Genomic DNA, 18753 nt, shown 5'->3' with positions numbered 1-18753 from the left:
CTCTCGCTCAGAAGTTTCCGCGGGCTTCTTGTTCGCGTTCGATGGCTTCGAAGAGGGCTTTGAAGTTGCCGATGCCGAAGCCGAGGGAGCCGTGGCGTTCGATGAGTTCGAAGAACACGGTGGGCCGGTCGACGAGGGGTTTGGTGAAGATCTGCAGCAGGTACCCGTCCTCGTCGCGGTCGACGAGGATGCCGCGTTTCTGCAATTCTTCGATCGGGGCGCGGACGTTGCCGATCCGGGCCCGCAGTTCGGGGTCCTCGTAGTAGGAGTCGGGGGTGGCCAGGAACTCGACACCCTCGGCGGTGAGCCGGTCCACGGCGGTCAGGATGTCGTTGGTGGCCAGGGCCAGGTGCTGGGCGCCGGGGCCGCCGTAGAAGTCGAGGTATTCGTCGATCTGGGAGCGTTTCTTCGCGACCGCGGGCTCGTTGAGGGGGAACTTGACGCGGTGGTTGCCGTTGGAGACGACCTTCGACATCAGTGCGGAGTAGTCGGTGGCGATGTCCTCGCCGACGAATTCGGCCATGTTGGTGAACCCCATGACCCGGTTGTAGAAGTCGACCCAGTGGTCCATCCGGCCGAGTTCGACGTTGCCGACGACGTGGTCGAGGGCCTGGAACAGGCGTTTCGGGGCGCCGTCACGTTTGGTGTGGGTGGAGGTCCGCGCCTGGTAGCCGGGCAGGTAGGGGCCGGTGTAGCGGCTGCGGTCGACGAGGGTGTGGCGGGTGTCGCCGTAGGTGGCGATCGCGGCGAGGCGGACGGTGCCGTGCTCGTCGGTCACCTCGTGCGGTTCGTCCAGGATGGTGGCGCCCTGGGCGCGGGCGTGGGCGATGCACTTGTCGACGTCGGGGACGGCGAGGGCGATGTCGACGACGCCGTCGCCGTGCGCGCGGTGGTGCTCGATCAGCGGGCTCCGCGGATCGACGGCGCCCTTGATGACGAAGCGGACGGCGCCGGATTCGAGGACGAAGCTGTGGTGGTCGCGGTTGCCGGTGGTCGGTCCGGAGTAGGCGACGAGGGTCATCCCGAATGCGGACTGGAAGTAGTGGGCGGTCTGGGTGGCGTTGCCGACCACCCAGACGACGGCGTCCCAGCCGCTGACCGGGAACGGGTCGCGGGTGCCGTCGTATTCGACGAGCCCGACCAGCTGTTCGAGCTGGCCGAGGTCGAGACCTGCCAGGCGTTCCTTGTCGGTGAGAGTCTGCTCGATCGTCATCGGTGTCTTCCTGGTTCGGGGGACGGGGACTGGGCCTGTTGCCTGGGTCACTACGAAAACCCACACCGCTCACGTAGGCAACCGAGCCAGCAGAACCTAGCCGCACTGCCACCTTCGGCTGCCTCCTAGCCACATTTCTTATACAGTCGGACTAGTTGAATCCGCTCGGAGAGGTCTGGCCATGAAGGACGCTGTGCAGTTGGACGAACTCGACTTCGCCCTCCTCGACGCCATGCACGACGACCCGAAGGCCGGCGTGCTGGAACTGTCCCGCCGGATCAAGGTGGCACGGGCCACCGTCCAGGCGCGGGTACGCAAACTGGAGGAGTCGGGCGTGATCGCCGGGTACGAGCCGCGCCTCGACATCGCCGCCGCGGGATTCGACGTACAGGCGTTCGTCACACTGGAGACCGCGCAGGGCGCACTCGACTCCGTGACCTCGGAACTCGAATCGATCCCCGGCGTGCTCGAGGCCTTCGCGACCACCGGTTCCGGCGACATCCTGTGCCGCGTCGCCGCCGGTTCCCATCTGGGGCTGCAGCAGACTCTGATCGATCTGAACAAGTCGAGCGTCGTCGCCCGGTCCACCAGCGTGATGGTGCTGTCGGTGATCGTTCCCTACCGGTCGATGCCCCTGCTGCGGACCCTGGACCGACCGCGTTCGGCGAAGGCCCCGGCCTACCGATCGGCGCCCACGGAACCGGATTAGCACCACGATCACCGGCTCTACTGCACAAACTGAATAGAAAATTCTGGAACTTCTTTCTCGGTGGTGTTCACCGCGGCTACCTGCCGGCCGCCCGGTTGCGGCGCACGAGTGGCGGCCACCACAGTGATCGCCGTAACAGCGCGGGTACCGGTCGGATTCCGACCGGATCGCCCCGGTCCCGGCAGTCGAGAAACCGAGAGAAGCCATGAAGAATCTGCTCACCCGATTCGAAGAGAAGGCCCCCGAGATCGTCTTCGAGTGGCACGACACGGAGACCTCCGCCCGCGGGTGGACGGTGATCAACTCGCTGCGCGGCGGCGCGGCCGGCGGCGGCACCCGGATGCGTCGCGGTCTCGATCGGCGCGAGGTGGAATCGCTCGCGAAGACCATGGAGGTCAAGTTCACCGTCTCGGGTCCGGCCATCGGCGGCGCCAAGTCGGGCATCGACTTCGACCCGACCGACCCGCGCAAGGACGAGGTGCTGCGCCGCTGGTTCAAGGCCGTGACCCCGCTGCTCAAGTCGTACTACGGCACCGGCGGCGACCTGAACGTCGACGAGATGGCCGAGGTCGTGCCGATCACCGAGAGCTACGGGCTGTGGCATCCGCAGGAAGGCGTCGTCAACGGGCACTTCGCGGCCAGCGACCGGGAGCGGGTGCAGCGGGTCGGGCAGCTGCGACTGGGTGTCGCCAAGGTTGTCGAGGATGCGCGGTTCACGCCCGATCCGCAGGCCAAGTACACGGTGTCCGACCTGATCACCGGCTGGGGTGTCGCCGAATCGGTGCGGCACTACTACCGCGTCTACGGCGGCGAACTGGCAGGCAAGCGGGTCATCATGCAGGGCTGGGGCAACGTCGGCGCCGCGGCCGCGTACTACCTGGCGCAGTCGGGTGCCAGGATCGTCGGGATCCTCGACCGGAACGGCGGGCTGTCGAACACCGACGGCTACGACTTCGAGCAGATCCTTGCGCTGTTCCTGGCGAAGGAGGGCAACGAACTCCGCGCCCCCGGCATGGTGCCGTTCGAGGAGATCGACGGGACGATCTGGGGTTCCGGCGCCGAGATCTTCCTGCCCTGCGCCGCGTCGCGTCTGGTGACCCGCGAGCAGGTCGACCGGTTGATCGCGGGCGGCCTCGAGGTGGTCGCGAGCGGCGCCAACGTCCCGTTCGCGGACGACGAGATCTTCTACGGCCCCACCTACGAGTACGCCGACAAGAGCGTCGCCGTCGTCCCCGACTTCATCGCCAACTGCGGCATGGCCCGGGCGTTCGCGCTGCTGATGGAGGGCGACATCGAGGTGTCGGACGAGGCGATCTTCGGTGACGTCTCCGCCACCGTGGCGACGGCGCTCGAGCGCTGCTTCGCCCGTTCGTCGCAGCCGACCGGAATCGCCGGTACCGCGTTCGAGATCGCACTCGATCAGCTCGTCTGACGGCACGGGAGATCCCATGAACACAGTTCACGACCCACCGGCGTCCACCACGCGCCTGCAGCAGGCGATGAAGCCGCGTCAGCTGGTGATGATGAGCCTGGGCGGTGCGATCGGTGCCGGACTGTTCGTCGGTTCCGGCGCGGGCATCGCCGTCGCCGGGCCCGCCGTCCTCGTCTCGTTCCTCATCGCCGGGTTCCTCGTCGTCCTCGTGATGCGGATGATGGGCGAGATGGTGGCCGCCGACCCCGACAGCGGTGCGTTCTCCGTCCACGCCGAGAAGGCGATGGGCCCGATCGCCGGCCGGACCATCGGCTGGCTCTACTGGGTGCAGGTCGTCATCGTGGTCGCCGCGGAAGCGACCGCGGCGGCGGCGATCACCGCCGCATCCATACCGGCGGTGCCGCAATGGGTGGCGGCCCTGGCGTATATGAGTGTGCTGACCGCGGTGAACCTGGCGGGTGTCTCCCGCTTCGGTGAGTTCGAATTCTGGTTCGCCGCATTGAAGATCGTGGCGATCGTCGCGTTCCTGGCGGTCGGCTGCGCAATGATCCTCGGCTGGATCCCGAGTTTCGGCACCCCGGGTCTGTCGAACCTCACCGGCCACGGCGGGTTCGCCCCCACCGGTGTCACCGGCATCGCCGCGGGCCTGCTGATCGTCGTCTTCGCGTTCGGCGGCACCGAGGTGATGGCCATCGCGGCCGCCGAGACGTCGGAGCCACGGCGCAACGTGAGCCGCGCGGTGCAGTCCATTGTGTGGCGGATCCTGGTGTTCTACATCGGTTCCGTCCTGATCATGGTGACGGTGCTGCCGTGGACCGCGGGCGAACTCGCGACGGGTCCGTTCGTCGCGGTCCTGAACGCCGCACACGTGCCGGGCGCCGGCGCCGTCATGACCGTCGTCGTGGTCATCGCGCTGCTGTCGTCGCTGAACGCGATGCTGTTCAGTGGTTCCCGGATGATCTACTCGCTGTCCGAGCGGGGCGCCGCCGCGAAGGTGTTCGGCCGGGTGTCGGGCAACGGCGTTCCCCGCGTGGCGGTGCTGGCGTCGGTGGCGTTCGGTTTCGTCACCGTCGTCCTCAACTACCTCGCCCCCGATCGTGTTCTTCCGCTGCTGCTCAATGCGGTGGGTTCGACGATCCTGGTGTTGTGGACGTTCGTCACCGTCTCGCAGATCGTGTTGCGGCGGCGCGCCGAGAAGTCGGGCCGGACGGATCTGCCGCTGAAGATGTGGGGTTTCCCGTACCTGTCGTACGTCGCCCTCGCGCTGCTGGCCGCGGTCGCGGTGCTCGCCCTGTTCGACGACGCGGCGCGCAACCAGCTGTTCGCGACACTGGCGTTCACGTGCGCGATCACGCTGGCCTGCTGGGTGCTCGGACGTAGGCAACGCGGCGCGACTACCGGTGCCGAGCCGGAGAAGACACCCGAGACCGTCGGCTGAGAAGTCGCTCCGCGGTCTCACGGACGTCGAGGGGTCGTCCGTGGGTCCGCGGTGGCGTCTCCCGCTGAGCGGACACCTTCCGGTCGTCGAACCGCCCCGTGACCTACCGTCGAGCGCACACGACGAAGGGCCGGGGAATGACCGCACATCCAGACGTTTTCGCTCCGGCCGCGTTGGGCCCCATCACGTTACGGAACCGGATCATCAAGTCCGCCACGTTCGAGGGCCGCACACCCGACGCCCTGGTCACCGACGAACTGATCGAGTTCCACCGCCGACCCGCGGCCGGCGGCGTCGGGATGTCGACGGTGGCCTACTGCGCAGTCGCCCCCGAGGGCCGCACCGAACGCGGGCAGTTGTGGATGCGCCCGGACGCGGTACCCGGGCTGCGCAGACTGACCGACGCCATCCACGCCGAGGGTGCCGCCGCGTCCGCCCAACTCGGCCACGCCGGACCCGTCGCCAACGAGAAGTCCACCGGATTACCCGCGCTCGCGCCCTCGCGGTCCTTCAATCCGCTGAGCATGCGGATGATCCGCAGCGCCACGGCCGCCGACATCGGCAGGATCACCGCCGCCCACGGCACCGCGGCACGGCTGGCGGTCGAGTCCGGCTTCGACGCGGTCGAAATCCACTTCGGCCACAACTACTTCGCCAGTTCGTTTCTCAGCCCGAAACTGAACCGTCGCAAAGATTCCTACGGCGGATCACTCGAGAACCGGGCCCGGGTGGTGCGCGACGTCGCCCGCACCGTGCGCGACGCCGTCGGCGGCCGGGTCGCGATCCTCGCCAAACTCAACATGGACGACGGCGTCCCCGGCGGCTTCTGGCTCGACGAGGCCATCCAGGTGGCCCGGTTGCTCGAGCTCGACGGCAGTGTCGACGCCCTCGAACTCACCATGGGCAGTTCACTTCTCAATCCGATGTATCTGTTCAAGGGCGACGCGCCGGTCCGCGAGTTCGCCGCCGCCATGCCGCAACCGGTCCGTCTCGGCGTCCAGTTGGTCGGGAAGTCGATGATCCACGCATACCCCTACCGCGACCTGTTCATGCTCGAGCACGCCCGCCAGATCCGCGCGGCGGTGACGCTGCCGCTCGTCCTGCTCGGCGGAGTCACCGACCGGGCGGGGATGAACACCGCCATGGCGGAGGGCTTCGAATTCGTCGCCATGGCCCGGGCCCTGCTCCGCGAACCCGACCTGGTGAACCGCATCCGGTCCGAATCCGGCACCCGGTCGCTGTGCATCCACTGCAACAAATGCATGCCCACCATCTTCAGCGGAGCCCGCTGCGTGCTCGTCGAATAGCCGGCGAACTACCAGCTCGTCTGCGCCAGAACTGCATCCAGCGCCGCGTAGCTTTCGTTCATGCCGCTTTCCATGCCGGACTGCAGCATGCCGTCGCGCTCCTCGGGGGTGTGGAACTGGCTGACGACGGACAGTTTGGTGCGTCCGTCGCCGAGGTCGGTGTAGGTGTTGTTCTCGACGATGACGTGACCGGGCATGCCGTCCCATTCGAACGTGTACACCAAGCGCTCTTCCGGAGCGATCTCCCGGAACCGGCCCTCGAATCCGTGCGAGTCGCCGTCCGCGTGTTCGACGAAGCGCCAGTGCCCGCCGCGCTCGAATTCCCAGCGTTCGACGTCGAGTTCGTTTCCGCGGCCCCACCACTGGGCGAGCAGTTCCGGTTTCGTGAAGGCCGCCCACACACGGTCGCGTGGGGCGTTGAAGACGCGTTCGACGTGGATTTCCCGGTCCGTCGGCGTCGAGACGGTGGAGGTCGCGGGAGTCTGCGAGGTGCTCATGACGTGCCTTCCGTTCGGTTGAGGAATTCGTCCAGACGGTTCAGGCGCCCTTCGAGCGACAGTTGGTAGTCGCGGATCCAGGCCACCTCACGTTCGAGGGAATTGGTCCCCAACATGCAGTACCGCACCCGGCCACGTTTCTCGGTCACGACCATCCCCGCGTCTTCGAGCAGTCCCACGTGCTTCTTGATGCCGGTGAGCGTCATCTCGAAGAGTTCGGCGAGGTCGCTGATCGAGCAGGCGCCCTCGCCGAGCCGGCGGAGGATCCCCCGCCGTGTGGGGTCTGCCAGTGCGGCGAACGTGGCGTCGAGAGCCGAATACTGAACCATCAAGTTCAGTGTTGCACGTGTGCGATGCTCCGTCAACGCTTTTCGCGGTGTCTCGGCGCCGGTACGGATCGATAACGAATGCGGACGACACGCCTGCCGCCGCCCTGGGTATCTCGCGGGCGCCGTTAGCGTCGAACCCGTCGGCACACGTCCGCACACCGAGGGGGCGGGATGGAATCACGCGTTTTTCCTCGCCGTCCCGCGATCGTGGGGGTGCTCGCAGTGTGCGCGACGGTGGCCGTCGTGGCATTGCTCGGCACCGTCGACCCGTGGACGCCGAAGGTCGGGCTGTTCGCCGGTGGCGCCGATCTGCACGTCTACCGCGACGGCGGCTGGCGGGTGCTGCACGGCCTGCCCCTGTACAGCGGACCCGTCGCGCTGGGGTTGCTCTACACCTACACGCCGTTCTCCGCGATCGCGTTCGTACCGCTCGAACGCATACCCGGCGCGTACGTCGACAACCTGTGGATGGCGTTCAACCTGGGCGTACTGGCGTGCTGCGTACTCCTGTGCTGGCGCATCCTCGGGTACCGGATCACCCCGCACCTGCTGCTGGTCACCGCGCTGACGGCGGTCACCTGCACCTTCGTCGAACCGGTGCGGACGACGCTGTTCTACGGCCAGATCAACCTGGTGCTGATGCTGTGGGTGCTCTGGGACTTCTCCCGCCCGGAGCGGAGCGTGCTGCGCGGGGTGGGGATCGGGCTGGGCGCGGCCGTCAAACTGACCCCCGGCTTCTTCGTCATCCAACTCCTCGCCCTGCGGCAATGGCGGGCCGCCGCAGTCGCGACGTCCGTCTTCGCGGGCACGGTGGCGCTCGCCTGGGTGATCGTTCCTAACGACTCCCGCCGGTACTGGACCAGCACGTTCTTCGACTCCACCCGGATCGCCGACGACGCGCATCCGTCCAATCAATCGTTGCGGGGAACGCTGGCCCGGCTCACGGACGGGCAGGTGCCGCCGTGGCTGTGGCTGATCCTCGCGGGAGCCGTCACCGTCGTCGGCCTCGTCGTGTCGGTGCGCCTCTACGAACGCGGCGAACGGTTGCTGTCGGTGGTGCTCGGCGGGCTCACCGCGGCGGTGGTGTCGCCGTTTTCGTGGAGCCATCACTGGGTGTGGCTGGTGCCGCTGATGGTCTACCTGATGCACCGCGCAGTCTCGGACAGCAGACGGTGGTGGTTCGTGTGCGCCGCGCTGTTCGCGTCGACGGCCGCGTGGCCGTACTGGTGGAGCCCGGACTTCGCCGTCGTCGGACTGTTCCTGTTTCCGCCGTCGTGGCCGGTCGCGTTCGTGCTGCAGAACATCTTCGTGCTCGTGTACGTCCCGGTGCTCGTCTCGGCGATCCGGATGGTCACCCGGCGCACCCGGAATCGCCCGATCCTCACCTCGGTCGTGACCTATCCGGCGGCGCCGGACGAGGCCGTTCTGCCCAGCTTCCGCAAGTCTGCGTGAGCAGCACTGTTCCGGATTTTGTAGCAAATTGCTACGCTTGACACCGGTGGTGGTACGGCGCCTCGAGGAGGAATCATGAAGAACGTCGCTGACAAGGTGACCAGGTTCTCATCCGAGCTCGTCGACGCCGCTGCCACCGAAGGTGAGCGGGAGAATCGCTCCGCCCGCCAGCAACTCGAACACTGGGCCCGCGTGGGCCGCGAAGTGTCGAACCAGCGTCATGTGGCACGTCGGCGCGTCGAGGCCGCCCTCACTGGGCGGGTGCCGCTGAGCGAACTGTCCGCCGAGGAGGGCGTCGTGTTCAATGCCGAGATCTCGGTGGCACTCGAAGAATCGCTGGCCACGGGCAACCACGTCGCCGACCGCGCCGCCCAGGGCCGAGCGACGATCGCTCTCGACGAGCAGGGCCGCGTCGTCAAGCACCTCCCTGACGGCACGCAGATCCTTTTGTGAGGCGCCTCGATCTCGTCGTCGGGCCCAACGGTGCCGGCAAGTCGACCTTCGTTGAACAGCGACTTGCACCGCTGCTCCCGGGCAGCGTGTGCGTCGATGCCGACGTGATCGCCAAGGAGCGTTGGCCCGACAGCGCCGAAAAACACTCGTACGAGGCCGCACGTATCGCGGCGACGATCCGAGACGCGCTGATCGAGCAGGGCGAGTCGTTCATCGCCGAGACGGTGTTCTCGCACCCATCGAAACTCGAATTGATCGACCGGGCTCGCCGAGCCGGATACGTCGTCGTGCTACACGCGATCCTCGTACCGGTCGAGTTGTCGGTCGCCCGTGTCGCCGAACGGGTCCTCGAGGGTGGGCATGGGGTACCCGAGGAGAAGATACGCGAACGATACAAGAGACTGTGGCCGCTGGTAGCCGCCGCGATCGACCGCGCCGACCAGGCGACCGTGTACGACAACACAGCTCCCGACGTCACGCGGATCGTCGCACGGTACGTCGACGGAGATCCGACCGGTGAAATCAATTGGCCTGCATGGTCTCCGGAGGAACTGACTACCTGACCCACGTGTCGACCGGGAAACCCACCCTGCCGGCACACCGGACAGGCCCTCGACGGCGCCGCATTTCCGCACCCCTCGACGCGCCGTCCGGAATACCCTGGCAAGTGCACGCCCTGCACCGCCTGGACTCTGCACCCCGGAATCGAACCGTCATGACCGAGCGCCCGCCGAGTGATTCGACGGTCGCGACTGGGCCGCCCACCGAAGTGGGCGAGGAAACCCAGCTGCCGCCGTCGACGACGTCGGGCGCCGAACCGGTGTTCGTCGTCGACAGTGGCGTCGAACGCCTCGTCGCGGATTGGGAATCGTCGGGTTCGCCGGCCGAGCTCACCGAGTACCTGCCCGACACCGCCGCGATCCGGCGGGCGGCTCTGATCGAGTTGATCAAGGTGGATCTCGAGTACCGGTGGCTGCGGTCGGGCTGCCCGAAACGCATCTCGGAGTACTGCCTCGAATTCCCGGAGTTGCTGGCCGAACCGCTACCACCGGAACTCGTGTATCTGGAGTACCGGGTCCGCAGTCGGAGCGGCGCCGACGTCGACCCCGAGGAGTACGTCGCCGAGTACCCGCAGCAGGCGGACCGGTTCGAGACCCTGCTCGAAGACGACCGGCGCATGGACCGGCGCTCGGCGAGCGCGACACTTGGCCCGGACGACGACTTCGACGTCGGCGGGCGCCTCGACGATTTCGATCTGATGATGGAACTGGGCCACGGCGCGTTCGCGCGGGTGTTCCTCGCCCGGCAGCGGTCGATGCAGCGGTGGGTGGCGCTGAAGATCTCCCGCAACATCGGCAACGAACCGCAGACCCTCGCGCAGCTCGACCACCCGTACATCGTCCGCGTCTACGACCAGCGGGTGCTGGAGGATCGCCGTCTGCGGGTGCTGTTCATGGAGTACGTCCCCGGCGGCACGCTCCTCGACGTGGTGCGGCTGGTCCGCAAGACCCCACCCGAGCAGCGCTCCGGACAGTTGCTGCTCGATTCGGTGGACCGTGTCCTCGAGGCGCGGGGCGAGATCCGGCCCGAGTACTCGAGTGTGCGGGACGAGATCGCCGCGCTGTCGTGGCCGGAGACCGTCGCGTGGATCGGCCTGCGGCTCGCCGACGCACTCGACTACGCGCGGGCGCACGGCGTCCTGCACCGCGACATCAAACCGGCGAACGTGCTGCTGGGTCTGGAGGGCATCCCGAAGCTGGCCGATTTCAACGTCAGCTCGAGCGACAGCGTCGAGAACCGCGGTGCCGGAGGATTCATCGGCGGCTCCGTTGCCTACATGTCGCCCGAACAGTTGGAGGTGATCGACCCTGACACCCGCCGGACCGCCTCCGACCTCGACACCCGCAGCGACATCTTCGCGCTGGGGGTCATGCTGTGGGAACTGCTGACCGGGGCGCGGCCGTTCCCGGACGACGACGGGACCGCATCGACGCCGTCGCCGCAGGTACTTCTCGAATCGCGGCGCCGGGGAGTCGACCCTGAGCGGTCCGCGCTCCCCGAGGACTGTCCGGCCGCGATGCGGCGGATCCTGGTGAAGTCGCTCGCCCCCGACCGGGACGACCGGTGGTCGAGTGGCCGGAAGCTGACGCGTCAGTTCGCGCTGTGCCTCGACCCGCACGCCCGCGATCTCGTCGACCCGGCACCGGGAAGCATCCGGTCGACGATGTGGCGGTGGGCGCTGCCCATCGTGCTCGCCGCGGTCGGCATCCCGAACCTGCTGGCTGCGGGATACAACTACTACTACAACAAGGTGCTCATCATCGCGACGCTGCCCAACGAGGCGCAGCAGGATCTCGAATTCGTGCACCTGGTGATCGGCGGGATCGCGTTTCCGCTGGGCGCGGTTCTCATCGTCTACTGGTGTCGGCTGTCCCTGACGGTGCCGCGCGGTCTCCGCAACGGCCGAACCTACAGTTCGGAGGTGCTGGAGAAGGCACGAGCCACGACGCTGGCGCTCGGACATCGGGCGGTGGTGGTCAGCTTCGGGCTGTGGGTCGTCGCCGGGGTCGCCTACCCAATCGCCCTGGAACTCACGGCCGGCGGCATCCCGTTGCGCGCGTACACGCAACTCCTCGCGTCCCTTGCGGTGTGCGGGGCGGTCGCCCTCGCCTACCCGTTCTTCATCCTCACCTTCTACGCGGTGCGGTGCCTCTGCCCGATCCTGCTGTCGCACGGCGAGTTGCGCGGAAGCGACGGCCGCAACATCCAGGCCCTCGGCCGAAGCATGCCGCGGTACCTCGCCGTCGCCGCGGCCGTCCCGCTGATCGGGGTCGCCGGGCTCAGCTTCGTCGGCGGAAGCACCGGCGACGCCGTCAACGCGACGGTTCGCGCGCTGTGCCTGGGCGGCATCTTCGCCTTCATCGCCGTGTACCAGTTGTTTCGAAGGATCGAGAGCGACCTGCGCGCACTCGCGCGGGTCGTGTCGCTGGAGGTGCCGGGATCTCCGACCCGGCGGCGTCGGTAGGAGCGGCCGGGCGGAAAAGAGAAGGCCCCTGGTGCTGCCGGGTCGGGGTCCGACAGCACCATGGGCTCAACAGGTATTTCTCCCGAAGCCCCCTCCGCGTTACACCCCGCGTGTCGCGGTCCCCGCGAGACCGCCCATCGTCATGTCGTACAGGGCCGTGGCCAGCTGGTTTCGTCGGCCGCGCAGGTCCCGGCGGAGGTACTCCAGACCCACCTCCCGGTAGCTGACGGTGAGCACCACGAGCAGCGCTTCGAGGTCCACACCCGGACCGATGGCGGACGGATTCAACGTCACATACGTACGCAACAGGTCGCGGCAGCGTTCCTCGATCCGGACCGAACGGTGCGCCGTCAGCGACAGATGCGGGGCATCGTTGAGCAGCGAACCGAGGACGTCGCGATACTCGTCCAGGACGGCGAGGAATTGAGCCTGCAGGGCCGCGTCCTTCAGGAACGTGCCCTCCGCGACCGACTGCTCGAGCTGCGCCCCGAACGCGGCCGTGGTTTCCTCCATGATCTTGTCCATCAGGACGTCGATGATCTCGTCCTTGTTCGCGAAGTACTGATACACCGATCCTTTCGAGATGCCTGCCGCGTCCGCGATGGCATTCGTGCTGCAACCGGTGTACCCCTTCGCGCGCAAAACCTGACCAGTTGCCGACAGGATGCGTGCGACCGTCGCCTGCGAGCGCTGCTGGGAGGGGTCTTTCTCCGCTGGCCAGTGCCCATTCGCGTAGCCTTCCCGATCTGTCACGCAATGCGACTTGTACCCGTCCGATCCGGTGGAGTGAACTGTAACTCACAGCAACTCGAGCGGGGGCTGAGCCACCAGGACGTCCCTCTCGACGACCGAATCGAGTACCTCGACAATGACAGAAACCCAGTCTCGGGAATCCGCCCCCGGCTTCTCCGATTTCACGCCGCCGCGACGCTTCGATATGGACTCGGAGTGGGGTCGCCGCTCGATGCGGACGCTGTCGCGGTTCGTGCACGGCGATCCGACGCCCACCGCGGCGGAGCGGGAACTCCACGCCCGGGCGGTCGTGAGTCAGGACGAGATCGGTGCCGCACTCGCGCGGGCGGTGCTCGTCGACAAGACCGTGACGATGGCCCAGTTCTCCCGGGCACTGTCCGACGGCATCGGCAGTGTGCCCGACCCCGCGCCGCCACTGGCCGCGTTCTTCGAAGCCGTGGACCACCGGCCGTCGTGGGTCGACGACCGTCGCCTCGAACGCGGGGCCGCCGTCTGCCTGCGCAGCGGGATGACCGGACTCGACCTCCTCGCGACCGGTTCGCTGATGAACGGCTACCGCAGCGCCGCCACCTCCCGCCAACTCGTGGCCACCGGCAGGCTCGTCGGGGACGGCGCCGGTCAGCGGGTCGCCGAGACCGTCCGGTGGTGGTACGAGTGCGTCCTGCCTGGCGGCCTGGACCGCGACCGCCGCGGCTGGCAATTGTCCGTCCACGTCCGGCTGATGCACGCGTTCGTCAATCTGACACTGCTGCAGGACGAGGACTGGGACGTGTCCGACTGGGGCATGCCCATCAACCAGTCGGATCAGGCGGGCACGCTCGCCCTCTTCTCGACGACGTTCCTCGTCGGCCTCCGGTCGCTGGGCGTGTGGGTGTCCGCCGACGAGGGCGCCGACGTCATGCACCTGTGGCGGTACATCGGCTGGCTGATGGGCATCGACGACCACTGGCTCGTCGACGACGAGAACACCGGGCGCCGCAACATGTGCCAGATCGGGATGTTCGCGCCCGGCCCCGACGACAACTCCCGGGTGCTGGCCGACTCACTGCAGAAGTCGTGGGGCACGTTCCACTACCCGCGCGCGGAGGCCCTGCGACGCCGGCTCAACCGCCAGCGCCTGCTCAGCATTCAGCGGACGTTCTCCGGCAAGAGGGGCATGCAGGAACTCGGACTGCCGGTCGTGCCTGCCTGGTTCGTTCCGCTGGCACTCGCCGGGAACGGGACGATGCACGGTGCGGCGCGGGTGAGTCCGGCCATGCGGGACCGCGTCGGCCGGCGGTCCCGTCGGCGAGTGGAGGCGTGGCTGGCCGCGAACGAGACGCCGTCGCGGACTCAGCGACGCTCGTAGATGCCGCGCACGTACGCCGCCTGCCCGGCGTGCTGAAGATCGTCGGAGACGACGCTGACCAAGCGAACCCCGAGAGTGACCGGCGGATCCCAATTCTCGTCGACGATCCGGTCGAGTTCGTCCGTGCCGATCGTCTGGACGTAATCGACCGTGCGATCGTGCACGGCGTCGTGGTACTCCCGCAGCAGGTCGGCCCCGGACCGCACCTTCGCCACCTCGTCCGACGACTGCCCGTACCCGATGTCGGCGACCCGGAACGGCAGGCCGAATCGCTCCACCCACCCGCCGGACGTCCACACCTGCTCGGTGCCCGCAACTCCGGCGACGTGATCGTCCTGCACCCGCGTGAGATGCCAGATCAGCCAGGCGATGGTGTTCGCGTCCGCGTCCACCCGGAACGTGAGGGCATCGGCGGGCAGATCGGCCAGCGTCGAATGCACGGTCTCCTGAATGCGATCGAAGGCGTCGGTCAACAGCGCGCTATGGTCCACGATCTTCCTTTCGTCGTGTGCACATCACGTTCCACTATGACCCCAGGCGGGCCCGTTCGGCATGCCTCTGGACGGTCTCGTCCGGCTCCGGTGCCGACGCGAGTCGGCTCGGCCACCAGATCTTCTGCCCGATGTCGACGGCGAGGGCGGGCACGAGGAGTGACCGCACGAGGAGTGCGTCGAGGAGAACACCGAAGGCGACGATGAAGGCGATCTGCGCGAGGAAGATCAGCGGGATGACGGCGAGCGCCGAGAACGTCGCCGCCAGAACCACTCCCGCCGACGTGATCACTCCACCGGTGACGGTCAGACCGCGGAGCACGCCGCGGCGGGTGCCGATGCGCTGGGCTTCTTCCCGGACGCGGGTCATGAGGAAGATGTTGTAGTCGATTCCGAGGGCGACGAGGAACACGAACGCGAACAGCGGGACGACGGGGTCGGCGCCCGGAAATCCGAAGATGTGCTCGAAGACCAGGGACGAGATGCCCAGGGTCGCAGCGAAGGACAGCACCACCGTCCCCATCAGCAGCATCGGTGCGAGCAGCGACCGCAGCAGTAGGCACAGGATCGCGAACACCACGAGGATGACGACGGGGATGATCAGGGTGCGGTCCCGCGTCGACGTCGTCTTCGTGTCGAGGTCGGTGGCGGTGTTGCCACCGACGAGGGCGTCGGCACCGTCGATGGGGTGGACGGCGTCGCGGAGCGCGACGATGGTGTCTTCGGCCTCTAGGGAGTCGGCGGGATCGGTCAGGGTGGCTTCGATCGCCACCCGGCCGTCCACCACCAGCGGGTCCCGGGTGCCGGGGGCGGTCAGCACGGTGAGGTCGCCGACGCCGTCGACCCGGCCGGCGTCGAGTACCGCGTCGAGGGTGCCCTCGTTCGCGATGATCACGGCCGGCGATCCGGAGCCGGCGTCGAAGTGGCCGCCGAGGACCTGCTGGCCCGCAACGGAATCGACGTCGAGCAGGAACGTCTCGGACTCCGCGACGCCGCTGGCCTTGAACTGAGGAACCAGGAGCGCGAAGAGCACCAGCACCAGGCTGGACGCAACCCAGAACCGGCGCGGATGTGCACCGATCCGCGCGGCGAGCGCGGCCCAGAACTTGTGGTCGGCGGCCTCGTCCTTCTCGGCGTGCCGCGCGTCGAAGGCGGGCCTGCTCGGCCAGTACGCCGCCCGGCCGAGAAGCACGAGCACCGCGGGCAGGTACGTCATGGAGGCGACGAACGACGCCGCGATGCCGATGGCCGCGACCGGCCCGAGACCGCGGTTGGAGTTGAGATCGGACAGCAGCAGGCAGAGCACGCCGGCGATGACGGTGCCCGCGGAGGCCGCGACCGGTTCGAGTGTCGCCCGCCAGGCGGTCCGCATCGCGCGGTACTTGTCCTGTTCGATCCGCAGTTCCTCGCGGTAGCGGGACACGAGCAGCAGGGCGTAGTCGGTGGCGGCGCCGAACACCAGGATGAACAGGATCCCCTGACTCTGGCCGTTCAGCGCGATCACGCCGGCGTCGGCGAGCACGTACACGAGCAGACTCGACAGTCCGAGTGCGAAGACCGCGGACGTGATCACGGCGAACGGGAGGATCGGGCTGCGGTAGACGACGATGAGGATGAGGATCACCACGACACCCGCCACCAGGAGCAGCAGTCCGTCGATGCCGGCGAACGCCGAGGACAGATCCGCCACCTGACCGGCGGGTCCGGTGACGAGGGCAGTGAGTCCGTCCGGTGCGGCAGCGAGCGCGTCGCGGAGTTCGGTGACGCTATCGCCGACCTCCCCGGTGCTGTCGACGGGCACGAACATCTGCAGCGCCTGCCCGTCCTCGGACGGGATCGGCGGTGACACCTGGTCGCCGAATCCCTCTGCCCCGGCGAAGGAGGCCGCGGTGCCTGCGAGGAATTCGGTGTCGGCAGCGGTGATCCCCGACGTCCGCTCGGCGACGACGATCGCGGGGACGAACCGGGTGTCGGTGAAGCCCTTCTGCAGCGCCGACACCTCGGTGGCCTCGGCCGACGCGGGCAGGAAGGACGTGCTGTCGTTCTGCTGGACGGCGGAGAGCTTGCCGGCGAACGGACCGCCGAAACCGCCGACGGCGAGCCAGACGATCACCAGCAGAGCTGGCAGAATCCATCGCAGTCGACGAACCGGGCGTGGGCGGGCGGTTGTGGTCACATGCTCTCCAATGCGGGACGATTCGACGACCGGATGTCCGGATTGCGACGTTCCTATTTTGTTCAGCCTGCTGAGCAAATTGCAAATGGAGGCGAAGAAATGACGAGCGACGGCATGGACCAGTGGCCCACCGGACGCCTGCTGTCCACGGCGGCGCGACTGGTGGAGCACTCGTGGGAGGACATTCTCCGGTCGGAGAACATGACCCATGCGGGACTCATCTCACTGCACACGATCGCCGACCGGCCCGCCTCGCAACGCGACATCGCGAAGGCCTCGCGGGTGACGGACCAGACAATCAGCCGCACCATCGACCGCCTCGAGCGCGGCGGGTACGTCACCCGGGAGACCGATCCGAACGACGAGCGCCGCAAACGGGTCGCGATCACCGAGTCGGGACGCGCGATCTACCGGCACCTGCTGACCCTGGAGAAGGAGGATGCGGCCCTCACCGCCGCGGTCGGCGACGTGGGGCCGCTTCGCGAACAACTCCTCCACCTCGTCCGGTCGCTGGGACTGCCGCCCCGGGACGCGGACTGATCCGGCGTCACACATTCGCGGGCAGGGCGATGACGACCTCCTGCTCGTTCCCCGGCAGATAGTGGACCGTCACCACCCGGCCGACCTGGACGTGCCCGACCGTGCGCGGCGGCATGAACTTCTCGACGCGGGTGGTGAACGTCGTGCCGTCGGGCCGGGTGACCGCCAGCCCGAGTTCCACCTTCGAATTCCCGTTGCGGATCTCCCCGGGCACACTGAGCGACTGCACCACCGCCTGCGCGGGGATGCCGCGGGCCGCGATGTCGAGCTTGCCCGGGGTGGTGACTCCCTGCCGAATCATGGATCGGTTCAACGCCTCCTGGGCCGACGCCACGTCGCCGGAGCGGTCGATCTCGACCTTGTCGGTGCGGCCGGGAAGGTAGCGGACGGGGAGCACGACACCCGGACGGAGAAGCGCCAACTCGGTCAGCGGCACGATCATCCTGGCGTGCGACTCGAACATCTTGCCGTCGGCGCCCTCCACGGCGAGGTCGATCCGCACTTCCGGCTGGTCGCCCCGCGTCATCCCCGTCTGACGCACCGACCGCACCGTCCCGATCCCGACGGCCCCGTTGCGGAACGCGGCACTGTTGCGCCCCGTGAACGCCGCCAGCACGCTGTCGCCGGTGAGGGCGAAACACACCACGACCACGCTGACCGCGACGATCGGCCAGATCATCTGGGGGCCGACCCACGACAGCGCGTCGATTCCGTAGTTAGTCCGGCCCCGATCGCCGAGTCCGTACCAGAGGTAGTAACCGACCGAGCCGACGAGAAACACCAGGGCGGCGGTACGCACGATCTTCTTCACGAGGTGTCCTTTCCGTGCCTGAACTGAGGGGAGGTGGGACGCGCGCGAACTCGGTGCGGTGACTCCGCGCGCGTCCCGGGGTGGGCCGGGCTCAGCCGCCCACGACGGTCGAGCATGCGAACGTGATGTCGAACTTCGCCGAACTCGGCGCGGTCGGGTTGCTCATGTCGGGCGCTCCGACGCCTTCGCCGGTGACCGTGTAGGTGTCGCCGTCCTTGACGACCTTCGCGGAGCCGCCGGGCATGCCCTGCCCGAAGCCGAGGGCGTAGGGAAGGCCGTTCGACCCGCCCTTGCTGCCGGCGATCCCGACCGCCTGCACGGTGTCGGTGCCGGTGATCGTCGCGGAGACCGCCAGGTCGCCGTACGTCGCGTTGCCGGTGTCCGCCAGCGCCAGGGCCAGGGTGTCGCCCTGCTTGGCGCAGGTCGCGTCGAAGTTCGCGTCCAGCGCCTTGCCGTCGACCGCGGCCGCCGACGCACCCGCCGGGGTCTGCTCAGAGCTTCCGCCGCCGGAGTTGTCGCCGGTGTCGCTGCAGCCCGAGACGAGCAGGGCGACGGCGGCCGCCGCGACGATGCCTGCGGTGTAGACGCGCTTCTGAGTCCGAACGATCTTGTTCATGATCCGTCCTTCACGTTTCGTGAGGGGCGCTCGGCGCCCGTCGTCGATTCCTTCGGCTCGCGGTCTGGAGCCGATGTGAGAAAGGTAGGAACGTCTCGCGCCCTACCGATCCCAGATTTCTCGCGGCGTCGACTGGCCGCGCCTGCGGTAACCTGCTCGAATG

18 protein-coding genes are annotated in these 18753 nt (G+C 67.9%); 10 read left to right on the top strand and 8 right to left on the bottom strand.

The window, feature by feature from the left end; translation table 11 throughout:
* Nucleotides 1-7: 7 nt before the first annotated feature.
* Nucleotides 8-1213, bottom strand: a complete 1206-nt coding sequence (gene hppD / locus MLGJGCBP_RS10285; protein WP_160095270.1) for a 4-hydroxyphenylpyruvate dioxygenase — start codon at nt 1211-1213, stop codon at nt 8-10.
* Nucleotides 1214-1394: 181 nt separating this feature from the next.
* On the opposite strand from hppD, the gene MLGJGCBP_RS10280 reads away from it, so the two are divergent.
* The 4 genes from MLGJGCBP_RS10280 (at nt 1395) to MLGJGCBP_RS10265 (ending at nt 6099) form a co-directional block, all read left to right on the top strand.
* On the top strand, nt 1395-1922 hold the full coding sequence (locus tag MLGJGCBP_RS10280) for an Lrp/AsnC family transcriptional regulator (protein WP_160095268.1): 528 nt from the start codon (nt 1395-1397) through the stop codon (nt 1920-1922).
* Nucleotides 1923-2127: 205 nt separating this feature from the next.
* Nucleotides 2128-3354, top strand: a complete 1227-nt coding sequence (locus MLGJGCBP_RS10275) for a Glu/Leu/Phe/Val dehydrogenase dimerization domain-containing protein (protein WP_160095266.1) — start codon at nt 2128-2130, stop codon at nt 3352-3354.
* Between the two features lie 16 nt (nt 3355-3370).
* Entirely contained in the window at nt 3371-4792 is a 1422-nt protein-coding gene (locus MLGJGCBP_RS10270; protein ID WP_160095264.1) for an amino acid permease, read from the top strand.
* A gap of 137 nt (nt 4793-4929) precedes the next feature.
* The gene (locus tag MLGJGCBP_RS10265) at nt 4930-6099 is read left to right on the top strand and encodes an NADH:flavin oxidoreductase (protein ID WP_160095262.1); all 1170 of its coding nucleotides are present in this window, start codon (nt 4930-4932) and stop codon (nt 6097-6099) included.
* 8 nt (nt 6100-6107) lie between these two features.
* Here MLGJGCBP_RS10265 and MLGJGCBP_RS10260 read toward each other — a convergent pair whose 3' ends face one another.
* Nucleotides 6108-6596, bottom strand: coding sequence for an SRPBCC family protein (locus MLGJGCBP_RS10260; protein ID WP_087556185.1), 489 nt, complete (start codon nt 6594-6596; stop codon nt 6108-6110).
* Entirely contained in the window at nt 6593-6925 is a 333-nt protein-coding gene (locus MLGJGCBP_RS10255) for an ArsR/SmtB family transcription factor (RefSeq protein WP_160095260.1), read from the bottom strand. The genes MLGJGCBP_RS10260 and MLGJGCBP_RS10255 overlap by 4 nt, the downstream gene beginning before the upstream one ends.
* A 171-nt stretch (nt 6926-7096) precedes the next feature.
* Here MLGJGCBP_RS10255 and MLGJGCBP_RS10250 point away from each other — a divergent pair, with 171 nt between their 5' ends.
* The 4 genes from MLGJGCBP_RS10250 to MLGJGCBP_RS10235 all read left to right on the top strand — a co-directional run bounded on the left by MLGJGCBP_RS10250 (nt 7097) and on the right by MLGJGCBP_RS10235 (nt 11855).
* Nucleotides 7097-8377: a glycosyltransferase 87 family protein gene (locus MLGJGCBP_RS10250; RefSeq protein WP_160095258.1), complete on the top strand. Its 1281-nt coding sequence runs from the start codon at nt 7097-7099 to the stop codon at nt 8375-8377.
* A 75-nt stretch (nt 8378-8452) separates the two neighbouring features.
* Nucleotides 8453-8830: a TA system antitoxin ParD family protein gene (locus tag MLGJGCBP_RS10245; protein ID WP_160095256.1), complete on the top strand. Its 378-nt coding sequence runs from the start codon at nt 8453-8455 to the stop codon at nt 8828-8830.
* Nucleotides 8827-9393 (top strand): zeta toxin family protein, encoded by a 567-nt coding sequence (locus MLGJGCBP_RS10240; RefSeq protein WP_160095254.1) that lies wholly within the window; start codon nt 8827-8829, stop codon nt 9391-9393. The genes MLGJGCBP_RS10245 and MLGJGCBP_RS10240 overlap by 4 nt, the downstream gene beginning before the upstream one ends.
* Nucleotides 9394-9545: 152 nt before the next feature.
* On the top strand, nt 9546-11855 hold the full coding sequence (locus MLGJGCBP_RS10235) for a serine/threonine-protein kinase (RefSeq protein ID WP_160095252.1): 2310 nt from the start codon (nt 9546-9548) through the stop codon (nt 11853-11855).
* Between the two features lie 99 nt (nt 11856-11954).
* On the opposite strand, the gene MLGJGCBP_RS10230 is transcribed toward MLGJGCBP_RS10235, so the two are convergent.
* On the bottom strand, nt 11955-12608 hold the full coding sequence (locus MLGJGCBP_RS10230) for a TetR/AcrR family transcriptional regulator (protein WP_236581018.1): 654 nt from the start codon (nt 12606-12608) through the stop codon (nt 11955-11957).
* 115 nt (nt 12609-12723) lie between these two features.
* On the opposite strand from MLGJGCBP_RS10230, the gene MLGJGCBP_RS10225 reads away from it, so the two are divergent.
* A complete protein-coding gene (locus MLGJGCBP_RS10225) occupies nt 12724-13956 on the top strand; it encodes an oxygenase MpaB family protein (protein WP_160095250.1) in 1233 nt (410 codons plus the stop codon).
* Here MLGJGCBP_RS10225 and MLGJGCBP_RS10220 read toward each other — a convergent pair.
* Both MLGJGCBP_RS10220 and MLGJGCBP_RS10215 read right to left on the bottom strand, forming a co-directional pair.
* Nucleotides 13941-14447: a mycothiol transferase gene (locus tag MLGJGCBP_RS10220; protein ID WP_160095248.1), complete on the bottom strand. Its 507-nt coding sequence runs from the start codon at nt 14445-14447 to the stop codon at nt 13941-13943. The genes MLGJGCBP_RS10225 and MLGJGCBP_RS10220 overlap by 16 nt on opposite strands.
* Before the next feature lie 34 nt (nt 14448-14481).
* On the bottom strand, nt 14482-16623 hold the full coding sequence (locus MLGJGCBP_RS10215) for an MMPL family transporter (RefSeq protein ID WP_160095246.1): 2142 nt from the start codon (nt 16621-16623) through the stop codon (nt 14482-14484).
* 99 nt (nt 16624-16722) lie between these two features.
* On the opposite strand from MLGJGCBP_RS10215, the gene MLGJGCBP_RS10210 reads away from it, so the two are divergent.
* Nucleotides 16723-17163 (top strand): MarR family winged helix-turn-helix transcriptional regulator, encoded by a 441-nt coding sequence (locus MLGJGCBP_RS10210; RefSeq protein ID WP_160095244.1) that lies wholly within the window; start codon nt 16723-16725, stop codon nt 17161-17163.
* Nucleotides 17164-17170: 7 nt separating this feature from the next.
* Here the strand turns inward: MLGJGCBP_RS10210 and MLGJGCBP_RS10205 are convergent, their stop codons facing one another.
* Entirely contained in the window at nt 17171-17974 is an 804-nt protein-coding gene (locus MLGJGCBP_RS10205) for a hypothetical protein (RefSeq protein ID WP_087556151.1), read from the bottom strand.
* 91 nt (nt 17975-18065) lie between these two features.
* On the bottom strand, nt 18066-18590 hold the full coding sequence (locus MLGJGCBP_RS10200; RefSeq protein WP_160095242.1) for a lipoprotein LpqH: 525 nt from the start codon (nt 18588-18590) through the stop codon (nt 18066-18068).
* Nucleotides 18591-18753: the final 163 nt, after the last annotated feature.

The sequence above is a fragment of the Rhodococcus sp. T7 genome, assembly GCF_009872365.1.
GTDB lineage: Bacteria > Actinomycetota > Actinomycetes > Mycobacteriales > Mycobacteriaceae > Rhodococcus_F.
This window is presented reverse-complemented; position numbering and strand designations above follow the sequence as displayed.